Source organism: Neisseria basseii (assembly GCF_962707005.1).
GTDB lineage: Bacteria > Pseudomonadota > Gammaproteobacteria > Burkholderiales > Neisseriaceae > Neisseria > Neisseria bergeri.
Genome location: NZ_CAUIXH010000005.1, coordinates 130,896 through 146,360, shown reverse-complemented (window position 1 = coordinate 146,360; position 15,465 = coordinate 130,896). Strand labels below are relative to the sequence as shown.

General features: G+C 48.9%; 16 protein-coding genes, 1 tRNA gene and 1 pseudogene. 7 read left to right on the top strand and 11 right to left on the bottom strand.

Features of this window, described 5'->3' with window-relative positions; genetic code table 11:
- Positions 1–192 (top strand): hypothetical protein (locus tag Q9I99_RS04665; RefSeq protein WP_301668398.1); only part of this gene is annotated, 192 nt, incomplete at its 5' end.
- Positions 125–686, top strand: a pseudogene (locus Q9I99_RS04660) (IS1595 family transposase); the annotation flags it as partial. The gene Q9I99_RS04665 and the pseudogene Q9I99_RS04660, both read left to right, overlap by 68 nt.
- 71 nt (positions 687–757) lie before the next feature.
- On the opposite strand, the gene Q9I99_RS04655 reads toward Q9I99_RS04660, so the two are convergent.
- The 8 genes from Q9I99_RS04655 to Q9I99_RS04620 form a co-directional block, all read right to left on the bottom strand.
- Positions 758–1,066: a hypothetical protein gene (locus tag Q9I99_RS04655; RefSeq protein WP_301668275.1), complete on the bottom strand. Its 309-nt coding sequence runs from the start codon at positions 1,064–1,066 to the stop codon at positions 758–760.
- Complete coding sequence (locus Q9I99_RS04650) at positions 1,050–1,352, bottom strand: integration host factor subunit alpha (protein ID WP_003675494.1); 303 nt, start codon at positions 1,350–1,352, stop codon at positions 1,050–1,052. The genes Q9I99_RS04655 and Q9I99_RS04650 overlap by 17 nt, the downstream gene beginning before the upstream one ends.
- A 73-nt stretch (positions 1,353–1,425) precedes the next feature.
- Complete coding sequence (pheT, locus tag Q9I99_RS04645; RefSeq protein ID WP_301668276.1) at positions 1,426–3,789, bottom strand: phenylalanine--tRNA ligase subunit beta; 2,364 nt, start codon at positions 3,787–3,789, stop codon at positions 1,426–1,428.
- A gap of 103 nt (positions 3,790–3,892) precedes the next feature.
- Positions 3,893–4,882, bottom strand: coding sequence for a phenylalanine--tRNA ligase subunit alpha (gene pheS / locus Q9I99_RS04640; RefSeq protein ID WP_301668277.1), 990 nt, complete (start codon positions 4,880–4,882; stop codon positions 3,893–3,895).
- A gap of 248 nt (positions 4,883–5,130) precedes the next feature.
- Positions 5,131–5,490 (bottom strand): 50S ribosomal protein L20, encoded by a 360-nt coding sequence (rplT, locus tag Q9I99_RS04635; RefSeq protein ID WP_003675502.1) that lies wholly within the window; start codon positions 5,488–5,490, stop codon positions 5,131–5,133.
- A 12-nt stretch (positions 5,491–5,502) separates the two neighbouring features.
- Complete coding sequence (gene rpmI, locus Q9I99_RS04630; RefSeq protein WP_003675505.1) at positions 5,503–5,700, bottom strand: 50S ribosomal protein L35; 198 nt, start codon at positions 5,698–5,700, stop codon at positions 5,503–5,505.
- Between the two features lie 142 nt (positions 5,701–5,842).
- The gene (gene infC / locus Q9I99_RS04625) at positions 5,843–6,364 is read right to left on the bottom strand and encodes a translation initiation factor IF-3 (RefSeq protein WP_079453755.1); all 522 of its coding nucleotides are present in this window, start codon (positions 6,362–6,364) and stop codon (positions 5,843–5,845) included.
- A gap of 141 nt (positions 6,365–6,505) precedes the next feature.
- Positions 6,506–6,910, bottom strand: coding sequence for a helix-turn-helix domain-containing protein (locus Q9I99_RS04620; RefSeq protein ID WP_301668278.1), 405 nt, complete (start codon positions 6,908–6,910; stop codon positions 6,506–6,508).
- Positions 6,911–7,050: 140 nt separating this feature from the next.
- Between Q9I99_RS04620 and Q9I99_RS04615 the strand changes: the two genes are divergently transcribed.
- Positions 7,051–7,512, top strand: a complete 462-nt coding sequence (locus Q9I99_RS04615; protein WP_301668279.1) for a glycine-rich domain-containing protein — start codon at positions 7,051–7,053, stop codon at positions 7,510–7,512.
- Positions 7,513–7,580: 68 nt separating this feature from the next.
- Here the strand turns inward: Q9I99_RS04615 and thrS are convergent, their stop codons facing one another.
- Together thrS and Q9I99_RS04605 are read right to left on the bottom strand one after the other, a co-directional pair.
- On the bottom strand, positions 7,581–9,488 hold the full coding sequence (gene thrS, locus Q9I99_RS04610) for a threonine--tRNA ligase (protein ID WP_301668280.1): 1,908 nt from the start codon (positions 9,486–9,488) through the stop codon (positions 7,581–7,583).
- A 52-nt stretch (positions 9,489–9,540) separates the two neighbouring features.
- Positions 9,541–9,617, bottom strand: a tRNA-Val gene (locus Q9I99_RS04605).
- A gap of 178 nt (positions 9,618–9,795) precedes the next feature.
- On the opposite strand from Q9I99_RS04605, the gene tgt reads away from it, so the two are divergent.
- The 3 genes from tgt (at position 9,796) to Q9I99_RS04590 (ending at position 12,595) form a co-directional block, all read left to right on the top strand.
- On the top strand, positions 9,796–10,911 hold the full coding sequence (tgt, locus tag Q9I99_RS04600; RefSeq protein ID WP_301668281.1) for a tRNA guanosine(34) transglycosylase Tgt: 1,116 nt from the start codon (positions 9,796–9,798) through the stop codon (positions 10,909–10,911).
- A gap of 9 nt (positions 10,912–10,920) precedes the next feature.
- A complete protein-coding gene (hemH, locus tag Q9I99_RS04595; protein ID WP_301668282.1) occupies positions 10,921–12,003 on the top strand; it encodes a ferrochelatase in 1,083 nt (360 codons plus the stop codon).
- A 190-nt stretch (positions 12,004–12,193) separates the two neighbouring features.
- Positions 12,194–12,595: a c-type cytochrome gene (locus tag Q9I99_RS04590; protein ID WP_308447951.1), complete on the top strand. Its 402-nt coding sequence runs from the start codon at positions 12,194–12,196 to the stop codon at positions 12,593–12,595.
- 62 nt (positions 12,596–12,657) lie between these two features.
- On the opposite strand, the gene Q9I99_RS04585 is transcribed toward Q9I99_RS04590, so the two are convergent.
- Entirely contained in the window at positions 12,658–14,379 is a 1,722-nt protein-coding gene (locus Q9I99_RS04585; RefSeq protein WP_301668283.1) for a potassium/proton antiporter, read from the bottom strand.
- 204 nt (positions 14,380–14,583) lie between these two features.
- On the opposite strand from Q9I99_RS04585, the gene Q9I99_RS04580 reads away from it, so the two are divergent.
- Positions 14,584–15,444 carry a DUF808 domain-containing protein gene (locus Q9I99_RS04580; protein ID WP_301668395.1) on the top strand — a complete coding sequence of 287 codons (861 nt, stop codon included), beginning with the start codon at positions 14,584–14,586 and terminating at the stop codon, positions 15,442–15,444.
- Positions 15,445–15,465: the final 21 nt, after the last annotated feature.

The following is a 15,465-nucleotide window of genomic DNA, read 5'->3' as shown; positions in this document are numbered from 1 at the left end:
TGGGAAGTGGTCGATGTGTTTGGCAATCATGGCTTGGGCGGTTTGCTGGAAGAAGGTGTTCATGAAAAATCCCCTAAATGTCTTGGTAGGAATTTAGGGGATTTTGGGGAATTTTGTAAAGGTCTCTGCCTATTATTTTCATCGTTTACGATTACTTATTTATCAAAACAGTCCGCATTTAGAAATGTTTGATGGCGAAGTAGAAGCAGATGAAAGTTATTTTGGCGGGCAACGCAAAGGCAAACGCGGTCGCGGTGCTGCCGGTAAAGTCGCCGTATTCGGTCTTTTGAAGCGAAATGGTAAGGTTTATACGGTTACTGTACCGAATACTCAAACCGCTACTTCATTTCCCATTATCCGTGAACAAGTGAAACCTGACGGCATTGTTTATACGGATTGTTATCGTAGCTATGATGTATTGGATGTGGGCGAATTTAGCCATTTTAGCTTCGCTGAAACTTCGTTTTCGTATCAATCACAGCACACATTTTGCCGAACGACAAAACCATATCGATGGAATTGAGAACTTTTGGAACCGGGCAAAACGTCATTTACGCAAGTTTAACGGCATTCCTAAAGAGCATTTTGAGCTGTATTTAAAGGAGTGCGAATGGCGTTTTAACAACAGTGAGATAAAAGTTCAAATTTCCATTTTAAAACAATTAGTAAAATCGGGTTTATCCTAGTTATCTAGGACAGACCCTTATTTTTTTGCGTGTAAAACAAAACCGGCTGCATACCTGCAACCGGCCTCAAATCAGCACAATTCCTTATCCAAATCCGCCAACAGCTCTTTCAGACCGTCTCCGATTTCCTGAAGCGTAACCGGACGGTTGCCGTCCGAACCCGACTCCGCACCCTCCGCATACGGTGCAAACGTGTTCTTCAGTTTCAACAGTTTCACCACATCCAAACGGGTGTAGCGTTCTCCGCCGTAACCGACAACCACACCGTGATCATGCTGCCATTGCGCAAAACCATAGGGGCTGATTTGCAACAGTCCACACAACTCGTCCAGCGTGAAATAGCGTTTTGCGGGAACCTTCAAATCAACGTTGTTTGTCATAGTAGTGTTCCACCATGCCTTTGAGTTTCTGGCTGGCATGGAAAGTTACCACGCGGCGGGCGGTAATCGGTACTTCTTCGCCGGTTTTCGGATTACGACCTGGGCGTTGCGGTTTGTCGCGCAACTGAAAATTACCGAAACCGGAAATTTTGATTTCTTCGCCGCGAGCCAAAGTGCTGCGGATTTCTTCAAAAAAGAGTTCGACGATTTCTTTGGCATCGTTTTTGGTTACATTGCTGACTTTATCTACCAAAATATCGGCCAATTCGGCTTTAGTTAGTGTCATATGATTACCTTCTGTTGTAACAGGTGTAGATTATTACCAATTTCTATTTAAAATTCAAGCGAATATTTATTTCTCAACCGCGCAGTTGCGCTCCTGCTGCTGTTGCCGCATCAATCAGTTTTCCGATAACCGGCTCGATGACTTCATCTGTCAGCGTGTTTTCCATATCTTGCAAAATGATTTTGACGGCAACGCTCTTCATGCCTTCAGGCACGCCTGTACCGCGGTAAACGTCAAACACGCTGATTTCTTGAACCAGCTTGTTCGCCGCAGCTTTCAGGGCATTTATCAAATCATCATGCGTCACAGCTTCAGGCATTACAAATGCCAAATCTCGGCGTGCAGGTTGGAATTTGGATACGGGCTGGTAACGGGTTTTCTCACGACACAATACCGCATCCATATCGATTTCAAATACCAACGGCGCTTGTGGCAAATCATATTTTTGCAGCCATTTCGGATGCAACTCGCCAACAAAACCAACTACTCGGCCGTCTGAAACAATATTGGCGGCACGACCAGGATGCAATGCCGGATGTTCGGTCTTCACAAAGGATACCTCTTTGTTTTTCAAGAGGCTCTCAACATCGGCCTTCATATCGTAGAAATCCACATTGCGTGTTTTCTCGCCCCATTGCTCAGGCAGCACGGAGCCATACCACAAACCGCCGATACGTTCGTTTTGAACAAATTGATCAGCCGAATCTTTGCTGAACACACGGGCAATTTCAAATACGCGTACACGGTTTTGCTTACGGTTCAAATTGTTTTGCAAAACTTCCACCAAACCGCCGATAAGCGTAGAACGCATGACGGCATACTGCGCCGCCAACGGATTTTGCAGGCGGATAGGATTGGTATTGGCAGCAAAGTCTTGCTCCCATTGCTCATCCACAAACGCATAGCTGACCACTTCACGGTAACCGCGAGCCGCCATTTCGTTATAAACCGCAAAACGCGGGCGTTTGGTTTCAGGCAAAGCCAACATTTTCAGACGGCCTGAAGTATAGTCGTCAGGAATATTTTCATAACCGTAAACACGACCGATTTCTTCAATCAAATCGGCTTCGATTTCGATGTCGAAACGGAAGCTAGGAGAAATGACACGGAAGCCTTCTGCGGTTTTCTCAGGCTGCAAACCCAAGTGTTGCAAGATAATTTCGACTTGCTTGGCAGGGATTTCAACGCCCAATACTGTTTTCAGACGGCCTAAACGCAATTCGACCTGTTTTACCTCAGGCAATTTTCCTTGTGCCTCAACCATTTCACCGGCTGCACCACCACAAATCTGTAGCACCAATTCGGTGGCACGCTCAATGGCATCAGCTTGCAAACGATAGTCCACGCCACGTTCAAAACGGAAAGAAGAATCCGAACCAAAACCGTATTGACGGGATTTACCGGCAATAATCTCCGGAGCAAACCAAGCCGCCTCCAGTACGATATTTTGCGTGTCATCAGAAACCGCACTTGCCTCTCCGCCCATCAAACCAGCCAAGCTCAACGCACCTTTTTCATCAGCGACCACCAGTGTATTGTCAGCCAAAGTAACCGTCTTCTCGTTCAGACACGCCAAAGTCTCGCCATTTTGAGCACGGCGGACAATCAAACTGCCGGACAGCTTGTCAGCATCGAAAACATGCATAGGCTGACCGATTTCCAGCATGACATAGTTGCCGATGTCCACCAATGCAGAAATGCTGCGGATACCGCTGCGCTCCAAACGTTGTTTCATCCAATCGGGAGTAGCCGCTTTCGCATTGACATTTTCAATAACGCGGCTGATAAAACGGCCGCAATCGGCCGGTGCATCAATACGGACAGCCTGTTTTTTCTCACTGCCGATAGAGGCCGTCTGAATTTCAACAGGCGTAAACGCACATTGAGTCAACGCAGAAACCTCACGCGCAATGCCCTTAACACTCAAACAATCGGCGCGGTTAGGCGTAATTTTTAACGTAAACAGCGTATCGTCCAAATCCAAGTATTCGCGGATGTTGGCACCGACAGGCGCATCTTCAGGCAAAATGTGCAGACCGTCTACACCATCATCAGGCAAACCCAGTTCATTGGTCGAACACAACATACCGTTTGATGGTACGCCGCGCATTTTAGTCGGCTTAATTTTAAAGTTACCCGGCAAAACGGCACCCGGCAACGAACACGGCACTTTAATACCCGGCTTGACATTCGGCGCACCACAAACAATCTGAACCAACTCGCCCATACCGGCATCAACTTGGGTAACGTTCAAACGGTCTGCATCAGGATGTTTCTCAACGAATTTTACTTCGGCAACAACCACGCCACTGAAAGCAGGAGCAGCAGTATCGATTTCTTCCACTTCCAAACCGGCCATGGTCAAAAGATGTTCCAGTTTATCGGCAGAAAGATCAGGATTGGCTTGAGTTCTCAGCCATGAATAAGGAAATTGCATATTATTTTCTCTACTATCAGGCCGTCTGAAACAAATCTTTATCAGACGAAATCAGTAATATCTATTCACTTTTCAGACGGCCTATTAAAAGACCATCTTAAATTTATTTAAACTGCTTCAAAAAGTTCAAATCATTATCGAAGAACAGGCGCAAGTCGTTCACGTTGTAGCGCAACATGGCGAAGCGGTCGAGACCGATACCAAAGGCAAAACCGGTATATTTCTCAGGGTCGATATTCACATTTTTCAACACGTTAGGATGTACCATACCGCAACCGCCTACTTCCAACCATTTACCGTTTTCGCCCATGATGTCGATTTCAGCAGAAGGCTCGGTAAATGGGAAAAAAGACGGACGGAAACGCACTTGCAGGTCATCGCGTTCAAAGAAGCGACGGATAAAGTCAGTGAACACTGCTTTCAAGTCAGCAAAAGTCACACCCTCTTCAACCCACAAACCTTCGGCCTGATGGAACATAGGCGAGTGAGTGGCATCACTGTCCACGCGGTAAACGCGGCCGGGGGCAATAATGCGGATAGGCGGCTCTTTTTTGTCGAGCATATAGCGGATTTGAATAGGCGAAGTGTGTGTGCGCAAAACGTCGCCGTTTTCAACGTAGAAAGTATCTTGCATCGCACGCGCAGGGTGATTTGCAGGAATATTCAATGCTTGGAAATTGTGGAAATCGTCTTCGATTTCAGGGCCGTCCGCCACTTCAAAACCCATACCGTGAAACAGCTCGACCACACGTTGCAAAGTCAAAGTAACTGGATGCAAACCGCCATGTTCTTGCGCACGGCCCGGCAAAGTAATATCTAAGGCTTCTGCAGCCAATTGGGCTTGCAACTTGGCTTCATTCAGGACATCGCGTTTGGCATTAAAGGCCGTCTGAAACTGATTTTTGCATTCGTTGATGTGCGCGCCTATGGTTTTACGCTCTTCAGGAGACATTTGACCCAAAGTTTTCAAAAGCCCGGTCAATTCGCCGGTTTTACCAAGATAGCGTGCTTTAATTTGTTCTAAGGCATTGAAGTCTTGCGCGGCTTCAATAGCGGCAATACCTTCTGCAACGATACGGTTTACATTTTCCATAGTGGTTTATCGTCTGTTTGTTGATAGCAGGCCGTCTGAAACAACAAAGCCGTCTGTTGGATTTGATTGCAAACCCGTTCAGACGGCCTTTTGTCTTACTACGGCCAATCCGTTTGATAAGAGAGGCCTATTTTATCGCAAATTAGTATAAAAAAATAGAGTTTAAAGAAAGAAAATCAACTACATAGAATTTCCTTAAGAAAAGAAAAAAGGAAGCACAAGCTTCCTTTTTAAATAATCTTATCGAATTAAGCAGCCAAAGCAGCTTTAGCTTTTTCAACCAATTGTGCAAATGCAGCTTTGTCGAATACAGCCAAATCAGCCAATACTTTGCGGTCGATTTCGATAGCAGCGCGTTTCAGACCGTTCATGAATTTGCTGTAAGACAGACCATTTTCACGAGCACCTGCGTTGATACGAACGATCCACAGTTGACGGAATTGACGTTTGCGTTGGCGACGGTCACGGTATGCGTACTGACCGGCTTTCATTACCGCTTGTTTGGCAACACGGTAAACGTTTTTACGACGACCGCGGTAGCCTTTGGCTAACGCGAAGACTTTTTGGTGACGAGCACGAGCGGTAACACCGCGTTTTACGCGTGGCATATTCTAAACTCCTTAAGCGTAGGGCAACATTTTAGCAACAGAAGCCAAATCGCGTGAATCCACCATAGCGGTGCCGCGCAATTGACGTTTAGTTTTAGTGGTTTTTTTGGTCAGGATGTGACTTTTGAACGCATGACCGCGTTTTACACCACCGTTGCCCAGTACTTTAAAGCGTTTTTTCGCGCTAGACTTGGTTTTCATTTTAGGCATTGGAAAACTCCATTCGTTATTAGATAAGGTATAAGGGGTTTTGAAATAAATTTCAAACACTTGGAACCCAAAATACCACGGTTTTTGCCGCTAATTAAACCTTATTCCGAGCGGCAATCGAAATAAGCCTTGCATTATAGCTTTATTTTTTCTTCGGCGCAATCATCATCACCATTTGGCGGCCTTCCATTTTAGGGAAGGATTCGATTTGGGCTACTTCCGCCAAATCTTCTTTTACGCGCTCTAAAAGTTGCGCACCGAGTTGTTGGTGAGCCATTTCACGACCACGGAAACGGAGTGTTACTTTGACTTTATCGCCGTCAGCCAAGAAGCGGTTGATGTTGCGCATTTTGATTTGATAATCACCTTCATCGGTACCCGGACGGAATTTGATTTCCTTAATTTGTACCTGCTTTTGGTTTTTCTTGGCTTCGTCGCGCTTCTTGGCTTGTTGGTATTTGTATTTACCGTAATCCATCAGTTTGCATACAGGCGGTTTGGCAGTCGGGGAAATTTCTACCAAATCGACATCTTGCTCTTCGGCCATAGCCAGAGCTTCACGAACTGAAACGACACCAAGCTGATCGCCTGACTCACTGATTAATCGCACTTCTTTGGCGGTAATTTCGCCGTTGATTCGTGCTTCGCGTTCTTGAGCGATGATGAATACTCCTATAAAAATTAATAAGATAATAGGTTAAATCAGCTTTAACCGTAGCTAAATCTTGAAATTCTACCCTTTTTCAAGCTATCTGAAAATACCTGCAACGATATTTTGCCATAACTATAAGAACGTAAATACGCACTAGGAAGACCTTCCTTTCATGAGAGCGATAATTTCATTCAAAGCAGCTAATTCTCTTTTTTGTTGTTCCAATAGCTCCCTTTGCTTCTCAATCAGTTCGTCTTTATGCTGCAACATTAACTTATAGCGCTCTAACTCTGCCGATAGCTCCGCTGATACTCCATAATAATTGGAGCTGTTGTTTTCACTTACTAAGCAGACCAAATGACCGCCATTCTCCAATAAGTCGACCGTATTCATTCCCAAAATGGAGGCAATTTTCTCCAATCGCTGCAAACTGATATTGATACGTCCCTGTTCCATCTTTGAATAGGTACTCGTTGCCAAACCTAATTTCTCTGCCATATCTTCTTGGGATAGACCACTCCGCTCCCGTATCCATTTTATTTTTTCATTTATCTTCATATAACTCTCTCTTTTATGACTAGCAGGTAGGAGCATTTAAGATATCTACTATCAATTCTCTGCTCTGGCTCAAGAAACCACTCTACTCTAAACTTACAAAAATTTTCTCCAACCAACCACTTAACATAGAAGGTAATTAAATGTTTCCCCAAACAATCGAAAATCTTGATTTAGAACCAATGATGGTCAAAGCCATGGACAAAGAAGAAGGACTCGGCTGGACTTTGGAGATGGCAAAAAACATTGCCGAAGAGTACCGAAAATATCTCACCTTGTGTCTTGAATATCCTGATGAAGCCATTGTCCCATCTGGTATGGTTGATGATTTTTGGCATCTGCATATCTTAGATACGCAGAAATACGCAGAAGATTGTCAAAATATCTTTGGTTATTTTTTACACCATTTCCCATATTTCGGTATGCGCGGGCAAGAAGATGCCGATAATCTGCGCGAAGCATGGCAAGATAGTTGCCAAAAATATGAAGCTCGTTTCGGTAAGCCCGACAAGACTTTTTGGCAGAGCAGTGGACGTTGCCCAAAATGCGGCAGAAGGAGCAAAAATAACGTAACAAATGAACATCGTCCGCGTTTAGCTGCATAAAAATTACTATTTACTTATCCAAAATTCAGACGACCCGAAAATAAATATTCAGGTCGTCTGAATTCTTATCAGACAAGTATTTTTTGATTTTCTTGTTGCAACATTGCGATAAACTCATCGAGATTCAAAGAACCCAAGTCTTCTGCTTTGCGGCGTACCGCAACTTTGTTTTCTTGTTTCTCTTTATCGCCGACAACGATTTGATAAGGAAAACGGTATTGGCTGTTGTCGCGGATTTTGTAACCGATTTTTTCGTTACGCAAATCTAATTCGACACGGAATCCTGCCGCCTGCAATTTGGCAGCCACTTCGCGACAATAATCTGCCTGATTTTCGGTGATGTTCATAATCACCATTTGAACCGGTGCAAGCCACAATGGGAATGAGCCTGCATGGTTTTCAATCAGAATACCGATGAAGCGCTCCAATGAACCTAAAATGGCGCGGTGCAACATTACAGGGCGGGCGCGACCGTTGTTTTCGGTGACATATTCTGCATCCAAGCGTTCCGGCAAGACGAAATCCAGTTGCAATGTACCGCATTGCCAAGAACGCCCCAATGCGTCTTTGACGTGATATTCGATTTTAGGCCCGTAAAACGCGCCTTCGCCCGGCAATTCTTCCCATTCTACGCCGCAGGCGGTCAATGCATCACGCAAGCCTTGTTCGGCCTTATCCCAAACTTCGTCAGAACCTGCACGTTGTTCAGGGCGGAGGGACAACTTCACAGCAACATCATGGAAGCCGAATTGTTTGTAAATACGAACCAGCAATTCATTGAATGCACGTGCTTCATCAACGATTTGATCTTCGGTACAGAAGATATGCGCATCATCTTGCACAAAACCGCGAACACGCATCAGACCATGCAGTGCACCGCTTGGTTCATTGCGGTGGCAAGAACCGAACTCGGCCAAACGCATCGGCAAATCGCGATATGAGCGCAAACCGTTATTAAAAATTTGCACATGACCCGGACAGTTCATCGGTTTCACCGCGTATTCGCGTTTTTCCGAACTGGTCACGAACATATTGTCTTTGTAGTTTTCCCAGTGGCCGGATTTTTCCCAAAAGGTTTTATCCATAATTTGAGGCGTTTTGACCTCTTTATAACCTGCGACGTTCAGCTCTTTACGCATATGCTGCTCAATCACTTGCCACAAAGCCCAGCCTTTGGGATGCCAAAACACCATACCCGGCGCTTCGTCTTGCAGATGGAACAGATCCAATTGCTTGCCAAGTTTGCGGTGGTCGCGCTTTTCGGCTTCTTCGATACGTTGAATATAGGCTTTCAACTCGTCTTTTGTCGCCCACGCCGTGCCGTAGATGCGTTGCAGCATTTCATTGTTGCTGTCGCCGCGCCAGTATGCGCCTGCCAGCTTGGTCAGCTTGAAGTTTTTCAGGAAACGGGTATTCGGAACGTGTGGGCCGCGGCACATATCGACATATTCCTGATGATGATACATACCCATTGCTTCCACTTCGGGCATATCGTCAATCAGGCGCAGTTTGTATTCTTCGCCGCGATCTTGGAAGATTTTGATGGTTTCAGCGCGCGGGGTCATGATTTTGACCACATCATAATCTTGTGCAATCAATTCTTTCATACGCGCTTCGATGGCGGCAACATCTTCGGGCGTAAACGGTTTTTCCGTAGCAATATCGTAATAAAAGCCCTCTTCGATGACGGGGCCGATAACCATTTTTGCATCCGGATAAAGCTGCTTGACTGCGTGACCGACAAGGTGGGCGCAAGAGTGGCGGATGATTTCAACGCCTTCGCGATCTTTCGGGGTAATGATTTGGACACTTGAATCTTCGGTAATCGGATCGCACACATCGACCAATTTGCCGTTTACCCTGCCTGCCACTGCCGCCTTCGCCAAACCGGCACCGATAGACGCAGCAATTTGAGCCACGGTAACGGGGGATTCGTATTGGCGGACTGAGCCGTCCGGCAAGGTAATATTCAACATCAAACGCTCCGAAAGATTAAAAAATAACGGCATAAATGCCGTTATGGGAATTTGGTAGGCACGATTGGATTCGAACCAACGACCCCCACCATGTCAAGGTGGTGCTCTAACCAACTGAGCTACGTGCCTTCAAAGAATTTTTGCATTCTATCGGGTCGTTTTAATTTTTGCAAGAGGTATGTGCATTTCTTTATGCAACATTGTGGCAAGATTTGGGAATGCCGTCTGAAAAACCGTGGGAAATCATTTATAATGCCGTCTTTTAAAATATATTTCGACCCCTGTCGCCCAACTGACATTCAATCTTATGCTTAAATTTACTTTACACAAAAAAGACGGTCTCGCCCGACGCGGCACGCTGGAGTTGAACCACGGCAAAATCGAAACGCCGGTTTTCATGCCGGTCGGCACATATGGTTCGGTCAAAGCGATGAACCCGCAAAACCTGCACGACATCAAGGCGCAAATTATTTTGGGCAACACTTATCATTTATGGTTGCGTCCGGGTTTGGAGGTCATCGAACGCTTTGGAGGGCTTCACGGTTTTATCGGCTGGGACAAACCGATTCTGACCGACTCGGGCGGTTTTCAGGTTTTTTCTTTGTCGGATATGCGCAAGCTGACGGAAGAAGGCTGTACGTTCAAAAGCCCGATCAACGGCGACAAGCTGTTTTTATCGCCTGAAATTTCTATGAAAATCCAAACGGTTTTGAACTCGGACATTGCGATGCAGTTGGACGAATGCACGCCGGGCGAGGCGACGCGCGAACAGGCGCGAAAATCGCTGCAAATGAGCCTGCGCTGGGCGGAACGGAGCAAAAAAGCCTTTGAAGATTTGAAAAACCCGAACGCGCTGTTCGGCATCGTGCAAGGCGCGATGTATGAGGATTTGCGCGAAGAATCGCTGCGCGGTTTGGAGGAATTTGATTTTCCCGGCCTTGCCGTCGGCGGCTTGTCCGTCGGCGAACCCAAACCCGAAATGTACCGTATGCTGCGCACCGTCGGTCCGATGCTGCCCGAACACAAACCGCATTACCTGATGGGCGTAGGCACGCCGGAAGACCTTGTGTACGGCGTGGCGCACGGCATCGATATGTTCGACTGCGTGATGCCCACCCGCAATGCGCGCAACGGCTGGCTGTTTACCCGTTTCAGCGATTTGAAAATCAAAAATGCCAAACACAAGCTCGACAAGCGTCCGATAGACGAAAGCTGCACCTGCTACGCCTGCCAAAACTTCAGCCGCGCCTACCTGCACCATCTGCACCGCGCCGGCGAAATCTTGGGCGCGCAATTGAACACCATCCACAACCTGCATTTCTACCAAGTCATCATGGCGGAAATGCGCGAAGCCGTCGAACAAGGCAAATTTGCCGACTGGCAGGCGCAATTCCACGAAAACCGCGCGCGCGGCGCGGACTGATTCCCGGCAATGCCGTCTGAAGCCGCTTCAGACGGCATTTTGCCGCTTTACCCTACCCGCACTATTTTTCAGAAACCGATCATGCTTCCATTCCTTCCAGAACCCTCCCTTTCTTATACGCAACAAAACCGTACCGCCGTTTTGCTGTTGAACCTCGGCACGCCCGACGCGCCGACTGCCGGCGCCGTCCGCCCCTACCTCAAATCGTTTTTGTCGGACTTGCGCGTCGTCGAACTGTCCAAATGGCTGTGGCAGCCGGTTTTACGCGGCATCGTATTGCCTTTCCGCGCCAAAAAAAGCGCGCGCGCCTATGAAAAAATCTGGTTTAAGGAAGGTTCGCCCCTAGAAGTTTACACAGCACGCCAAGCTGCCGCGCTTGCCGAACGTATGCCCGACCTCATCGTCCGCCACGCCATGACTTACGGCAATCCTTCGATAGCGGATGTATTGGCGGAGCTGAAATCCCAAGGTGTAGGCAGATTACTTGCGATTCCCCTGTATCCGCAATATGCCGCTTCCAGCAGCGGAGCGGCGGTAGATAAAGTATGCGAACAACTGCTGCGCCAACGGAACCAAATGAGCGTCCGCACCGTTTCGCGCTTTTATGACGACGCCGGCTACATTGATGCGATGAAAAACCACATCCTCCGATATTGGGCGGAACACGGGCGTGGGAAAAAACTGATGTTGAGTTTTCACGGCGTACCGCAGAAGCACTACGACCTCGGCGACCCCTATCCCGACGAATGCCGCCATACCGCCGGACTGCTTGCCGAAGCACTGGAACTGACCGAAGACGAATATACCGTATCATTCCAAAGCCAATTCGGCAGGGCAAAATGGGTTACACCGAGCACGCAGGATTTGTTCGGCAAACTGCCCAAACAGGGGGTAACCGAGCTGGACGTATTCTGCCCGGGCTTTTTGGCAGACTGTTTGGAAACCATGGAAGAAATCGCCCTGATGGGGCGGGAACAGTTTTATGAAGCAGGCGGTAAAAGCTACCGCTACATCCCCTGCCTCAACGACAACCCCGACTGGATAGACGCACTCGTCGCACTTGCCGAAGAAAACCTTGGCGGCTGGCGTTGAAACTGTTTGACCCATGTCTAAAATGCCGTCTGAACGCCGTGTTCAGACGGCATTTTCCCGCTACTTTAGCGTATGATGGCATCTATGCCGGACAACACATCAAGTACAACCTTACTACCGATTCGGCAAGAAAATCTTTCACCCGCTACGCAAAATCAACAACAAGGTTTCAAACATTAAGGAAACACCAATGAACACAACCCGACTGCCGACCGCCCTCGTCTTGTGCTGCCTCTGCGCCGCCGCTTCTGCCTCCGACAACAGCATCATGACAAAAGGGCAAAAAGTGTACGAATCCAACTGCGTCGCCTGCCACGGCAAAAAAGGCGAAGGCCGCGGAACCATGTTTCCGCCGCTCTACCGCTCCGACTTCATCATGAAAAAACCGCAGGTGCTGCTGCACAGCATGGTCAAAGGCATCAACGGTACAATCAAAGTCAACGGCAAAACCTACAACGGATTCATGCCCGCAACCGCCATCAGCGATGCGGACATTGCCGCCGTCGCCACTTATATCATGAACGCCTTTAACAACGGCGGCGGAAGCGTTACCGAAAAAGACGTAAAACAGGCAAAAGGCAAAAAAAACTAAACAGACAAAATGCCGTCTGAAACCGGCAATCCGGCTTCAGACGGCATTCAAACCAAACCTTTCTAACGCGGTACTTTCAGACCCATAGACCCGATATTGCCGTCCCCGTCAACCTCCTTCGCGGTCAGCATAAAGCCGCCGATGTCAATACGGTCGCCCTCGACCGGCTCCTGACTGTCGGAACGCTTATCGAAAAGCTCGGCAAGGCTCAAACCCTCTTCGCCCGCTTCCAGCTTCAAACCGTAAGCAAGTGCCAAATCGCCCGAACGTGCTGCCGGCGAAACGACAAACTCGCCGAAGAAATCAAAATTCTCACGGACGCCGATATCCGTCTCGGTAAAGTATTTCGCCATTTTATCGACCTTACCGTCGGGCAGGATGTACCACGCCAAATCCCCCGCCTGAAGCACGGTGTCGGACTGCATTTCGATTCGGCTGCCGTTGCGTATCAATGCGAAACAGCGTGCGTCAAACGAATCGGAAATCGGTTCGACCGTATCGGGATGGTGTCCCTCCGCTTCAGATTCGGCAACCACTTTAAACGCCGACATTCTGACAATTTCCTTTTCCGCCAGCCAAATATCATGCGTATCTTTCGGTTCGGGCTTGTTGGGCATGGCAACCTTCAACAGCCGCGCCATCACAGGAATCGTCGTTCCCTGAATCAGCAGCGACAGCACCACCACGGCAAACGCCACATCAAACAGCAGGTGCGAATTGGGAACGCCCGTCACCAGCGGCATCATCGCCAGCGAAATCGGTACGGCTCCGCGCAAGCCCAACCAACTGATATACGCCTTTTCACGCAGGCTGTAATTGAATTTCCACAAACCACCGAACACTGCCAGCGGACGCGCGACCAGCATCAGGAACGCCGCAATCGCCAAGGCTTCCACCGCCCTGTCCAACACGCTGGCGGGAGAAACCAGCAGACCGAGCATGACGAACAGGGTTGCCTGTGCCAGCCAAGCCAAACCGTCCATCACGCGCAAAACGTGTTCCGTCGCACGGTTGCGCTGGTTGCCGACAATGATGCCGGCAAGGTAAACCGCCAAAAAGCCGCTGCCGCCTATGGTATTGGTAAACGCAAACACAAGCAGCCCGCCCGACACAATCATCAGCGCGTACAGACCTTCCGCAAGATTCAGACGGCGTACCAGCTTTGCCAATATCTTTCCGCCCGCCCAACCCGTCAGCAGACCGAAACCGATTTGCAGCGCAAGCATCCGGACAAACGCCGCCGCACCCGATTCCGCCGGCTGCATAATCATGGTAATCAGTGCCGTAACCAAAAAAACCGCCATCGGGTCGTTCGCACCCGATTCGATTTCCAAAGTCGCCTGCACCCGTTCGTTCAAACGCACGCCGCTGTTGCGCAAAAGGCTGAATACCGCGCCGGCATCGGTCGAACCGACAATCGCCGCCATCAGCACGCCGAACTTCCAATCCAAACCGAGGTAAAAAGTTGCAAACAGTCCCAGCGGAAGCACGGTGGCAAACACGCCCCACGAAGCGAGTACCGACGCGGGCTTCAACGCAATCCGAAAACTGGAAAGCTGCGTCCGCAAACCGCCGTCGAGCAGAATAACCGCCAAAGCAAGCTGACTGATGAAATTCGCCATCACGACATTATTGAAAGCAATGCCGCCAACGCCTTCCTCGCCCGCCAGCATGCCGACGGCAAGAAACACCAGCAGCAAAGGCATTCCCAAACGTGCGGACAAAGTGGTCGAAACCACGCTCAGGAACAACAGTGCGCCACCCAGCAGAAACAGGCTGTTCATCCAATCCACGCCAAAGATTCTCCCTTAAAATTCATGAAATTAAAATCGAAAGATTGTAACACGGCATTTTCTTTTCACGAAACTTTATTTCATGTCCGCCACCGCGTTCAGACGGCATTTTCCTGTTTCATGCCGCTTGAGACCGCCCAAACCCGCGTTCTCCTATATAATGTCGGACTTTGCGCCGCATTTCAGGATTCTTTAATGGCATTTGCCTCACTATTTACTCTGCCGGACGACATCACCGCCGTTTTGGACGATATTGCCCTGGTGACCAGAGCCGCCGCAAAGAAAACCGCCGGCGTGGTCGGCGACGATTTGGCATCCAATGCCAACCGGGTTACAGGCGTATCGGCAGAACGCGAGTTGCCGATTGTTTGGCCGGTGGCGAAAGGTTCTTTTGCCGACAAGCCGGTTTTGGTGCCTGCGGCTCTGCTGCTTTCCGCCTTCCTGCCGCAACTCATTACGCCGCTTTTGACGGCAGGCGGGATTTATCTGTGCTTTGAGGGCGTGGGAAAGCTGCCGCACAAGTTTCTGCACCGACATGACGTGCATAATGACGGTGGCGAAACGGCGGTTGACGAGCAGGCTAAAATCAAAGGTGCTATCCGTACCGACTTTATCCTGTCCGCAGAAATCATCATCATCGCGCTGTGCGTGGTCGAGCAATACAGCCTGATAACGCGCTCGCTCGTGATGGCGGCAATCGGCATCGGCATGACTGTTTTGGTGTACGGAATCGTCGCCGTCATCGTCAAACTCGACGACTTGGGCATGCTGCTGATGCGCCGCCCACAAGCCTTTTCGCGCCGTTCGAGGCAAATGCTGACTGCCTTTATGCCTTGCTTTATGCGCGGTTTGAGCGTGGTCGGCACGCTTGCCATGTTTCTTGCCGGCGGCGGACTGGTCGCCCACAACCTCGGCCTTCTGCACGATTTCCTGCACGCGCAACAATGGGAGGCTGTCTGGGCGGAATACTTCGCCAACCTCGTTGTCGGACTGCTTTCCGGTTCGATTGCCTGCGCCCCCGCCTTGCCGCTGATGAATCGTTTCGGCAGGCATTGATTCCTTTTTCAAATACCGATG

What these genes read in the sequence shown, in the direction of transcription:
- rplT (WP_003675502.1), bottom strand. Translation starts at nt 5,490, where the DNA reads ATGCCACGCGTAAAACGCGGTGTTACCGCTCGTGCTCGTCACCAAAAA.
- Q9I99_RS04580 (WP_301668395.1), top strand. Translation starts at nt 14,584, where the DNA reads ATGGCATTTGCCTCACTATTTACTCTGCCGGACGACATCACCGCCGTT.
- Q9I99_RS04650 (WP_003675494.1), bottom strand. Translation starts at nt 1,352, where the DNA reads ATGACACTAACTAAAGCCGAATTGGCCGATATTTTGGTAGATAAAGTC.
- thrS (WP_301668280.1), bottom strand. Translation starts at nt 9,488, where the DNA reads ATGTTGAATATTACCTTGCCGGACGGCTCAGTCCGCCAATACGAATCC.
- pheS (WP_301668277.1), bottom strand. Translation starts at nt 4,882, where the DNA reads ATGGAAAATGTAAACCGTATCGTTGCAGAAGGTATTGCCGCTATTGAA.
- Q9I99_RS04615 (WP_301668279.1), top strand. Translation starts at nt 7,051, where the DNA reads ATGTTTCCCCAAACAATCGAAAATCTTGATTTAGAACCAATGATGGTC.
- Q9I99_RS04655 (WP_301668275.1), bottom strand. Translation starts at nt 1,066, where the DNA reads ATGACAAACAACGTTGATTTGAAGGTTCCCGCAAAACGCTATTTCACG.
- pheT (WP_301668276.1), bottom strand. Translation starts at nt 3,789, where the DNA reads ATGCAATTTCCTTATTCATGGCTGAGAACTCAAGCCAATCCTGATCTT.
- rpmI (WP_003675505.1), bottom strand. Translation starts at nt 5,700, where the DNA reads ATGCCTAAAATGAAAACCAAGTCTAGCGCGAAAAAACGCTTTAAAGTA.
- hemH (WP_301668282.1), top strand. Translation starts at nt 10,921, where the DNA reads ATGCCGTCTGAAGCCGCTTCAGACGGCATTTTGCCGCTTTACCCTACC.
- Q9I99_RS04590 (WP_308447951.1), top strand. Translation starts at nt 12,194, where the DNA reads ATGAACACAACCCGACTGCCGACCGCCCTCGTCTTGTGCTGCCTCTGC.
- tgt (WP_301668281.1), top strand. Translation starts at nt 9,796, where the DNA reads ATGCTTAAATTTACTTTACACAAAAAAGACGGTCTCGCCCGACGCGGC.
- Q9I99_RS04585 (WP_301668283.1), bottom strand. Translation starts at nt 14,379, where the DNA reads ATGAACAGCCTGTTTCTGCTGGGTGGCGCACTGTTGTTCCTGAGCGTG.
- Q9I99_RS04620 (WP_301668278.1), bottom strand. Translation starts at nt 6,910, where the DNA reads ATGAAGATAAATGAAAAAATAAAATGGATACGGGAGCGGAGTGGTCTA.